This is a genomic window from Phenylobacterium sp., from assembly GCF_036495085.1.
In the GTDB taxonomy this organism is placed as follows: domain Bacteria; phylum Pseudomonadota; class Alphaproteobacteria; order Caulobacterales; family Caulobacteraceae; genus Phenylobacterium.
The window spans coordinates 1-2,342 of the sequence record NZ_DASXNL010000079.1; the positions used below are offsets into that span (position 1 = coordinate 1).

A 2,342-nucleotide genomic window follows, 5' to 3' on the forward strand; every position below is an offset into this window, starting at 1 on the left:
TGCGCCCCCTCCACCCCTTCGGGGTCCCCCTCCCCCTGTGGGGGAGGAGAGGCGGGTCGCACGAGGTTTGCCAGGAACATTTGCGTTTTGCGAGCATCTGGCATAGACTGTGGAACGTGACCGACGAAGCCGAGAACCTGATCCTCGAGCACCTGAAACGCTTCCAGGGTGGGCAGGAGCGGATCGAGCGCGACTTGAAGGAGGTCAACGGCAGGCTCTCTCAGGTGGAGATCGGCATGGCCGCGGTACGCGGCGACGTCGCCCAACTCTCGGGAGATGTGGCGCGCGTGCAACTCGCCTTCGACGGGATGTCCGAACGGATCGACCGCATCGAGCGGCGTCTGGAGCTGGCTTGAGCAACCACATTTCGGAGCGCGAGCCGTGAAGAAGATCGATATCGACGCCGTGCCGCAGGAGGGCGGGTCGAACTATCCGGCGCCGTTCGACGAGCCGTGCAAGGGCGGGACGTGGCGGCGGCTGGGGCGGTCGGCGGGGTTGACGGCCTTCGGGGTGAGGCTGTCGCACATTGCGCCGGGCGGCTGGTCCAGCCAGCGGCACTGGCACAGCGTCGAGGACGAGTTCGTCTGGCTCGTCGAGGGCGAACTGGTGCTGGTCACCGACGCCGGCGAGGAGGTCCTGCGTCCCGGCGACTGCGCCGCCTTCAAGGCCGGGGACCCCGACGGCCATCACCTCGTCAACCGCTCCGATCGCGACGCCGTGGTGCTGGAGATCGGCAACTCAGACTTCGAGCACGACCGCTGCGTCTATCCCGACATCGATATGGTCGCCGAGCCCGGCGATCCGCTCTACCGCCATCGCGACGGCGCCCCCTATCCGAAGTCGGGTTAGCTTGGGCAACACGCCGGGGCGCCGAATCCGAGTTGGCAGAACCTTGCCTTATGCTCGTCATCCCGGCCGGAGCGCAGCGTAGAGCCGGCCGTCCGTCGTCGGGATCGGCGCCGGCGCCGGCGTCGTCAGGCCTTCGCGGTCGAGGCACTGGAGGGGCTCGGTCTCCCACGCGAGATCAGCGTCGCTCCTGGCTCCGCAAGGCGCCCGTTGACGCGCACGCGCCACACTTCGTTCGCGAGCGAGGCCGCCGCCGGTGAGGGTTCCCTTGGCGCCCCAGGTCGCCCAGCTGGCTGGCCGTGCTGTCCTGTTGCCGGCGCGGCGCGGATGTGGCTGGTTGAGACATGGCGGGCGCTATAGGCTTCATCGCAGCCGTGTGGATCGAGGGCGCGTCATAGTGCCGGACGAAACGCCAAATGAAGTCCAAAGACTCCTGGACACCCCTGACCTTGCCGACGCCCTGGAGAGCGAACAGTTCAAACTGTTCCTCGACCAACTCCCGGTGGCGATCGCCGTGTCGGTGCTCAATCCGACCGAGCGGATCATCTACGCCAACAACCAGTTCGAGCGCCTAAGCGGTCAGACCAACGCGGCCCTGGTCGGCGCCGTTTGGGCGGCCCTGCCGGGCGAGGCGTCCGATCCCGCCCATGCGCGCGCCCTGGGGCGGGCGGTGGCCGAAGAGCGGGACTATCTGGGCGCTTTCACCATCGAGCGCTCGGGCACGCCCACCACCATCGACGCATGGTCGAATGTCATCGAAGGCGACGACGGCGCGCCGATGTTCAGGCTGGTCGCCATCGTCGAGGCCGCAGCCCGGCCGGCGTCGGGCGCGGAGGAATTCGAAGCGCTGATCGGCGAGAAGGACATCCAGCTGCGGGAACTGCAGCATCGGGTGAAAAACAACCTGCAGATGATCACCTCGCTGATCCGCGTGGAGGCGCGCGCGGTGAAGGGCACCTCCTCCGGCGAGGGCTTCGAGCGGCTCGCCGGTCGGGTGGAGGCGTTGGGGCTGCTCTACCGGGCGCTGTCCGAGGCGGGACCTGACGGCAATTCGGTGGATCTTGGCGTCTATCTCAGTGAGATCGCCACCGCCGTCATGCGCGCCTACGCCGTGGAAGGCTTGCGGCTTGATCTCAAGGTCGACACGTGGCCGGTGTCCATCGACGTAGCCATGCCCACCGGCCTGGTGGTCAATGAGCTGATGACCAACGCCCTGAAGCACGCCTTCAAGGGCCGCTCGGGCGGCGTGATCACGCTCCACAGCACCACCCTGGATGGCGGCTGCCGCGTGATCGTGGCCGACGACGGCGTCGGACTTCCGGAGGGGGCCATCTGGCCGAAGCCCGGCAAGCTCTCAACCCTGATCGTCCGGTCCCTGCAGCAGAACGCCAAGGCCCGGACCGTCATCCAGTCCGCCCCCGGCAAGGGCATGCGCGTCGCCATTCTGTTCAATTGCGAGGACGCCGCCCCCGAGGGATGATCCGGGCGATAGCGGG

General features: G+C 67.8%; 3 protein-coding genes. All 3 read left to right on the forward strand.

Annotation, left to right across the window (positions count from 1 at the left end):
* Positions 1-116 precede the first annotated feature (116 nt).
* The 3 genes from VGI62_RS09515 to VGI62_RS09525 all read left to right on the forward strand — a co-directional run bounded on the left by VGI62_RS09515 (position 117) and on the right by VGI62_RS09525 (position 2,326).
* Entirely contained in the window at positions 117-356 is a 240-nt protein-coding gene (locus VGI62_RS09515; protein ID WP_331504240.1) for a hypothetical protein, read from the forward strand.
* 25 nt (positions 357-381) lie between these two features.
* Positions 382-849: a cupin domain-containing protein gene (locus tag VGI62_RS09520; RefSeq protein ID WP_331504241.1), complete on the forward strand. Its 468-nt coding sequence runs from the start codon at positions 382-384 to the stop codon at positions 847-849.
* Between the two features lie 394 nt (positions 850-1,243).
* The gene (locus VGI62_RS09525) at positions 1,244-2,326 is read left to right on the forward strand and encodes a sensor histidine kinase (protein ID WP_331504242.1); all 1,083 of its coding nucleotides are present in this window, start codon (positions 1,244-1,246) and stop codon (positions 2,324-2,326) included.
* Positions 2,327-2,342: the final 16 nt, after the last annotated feature.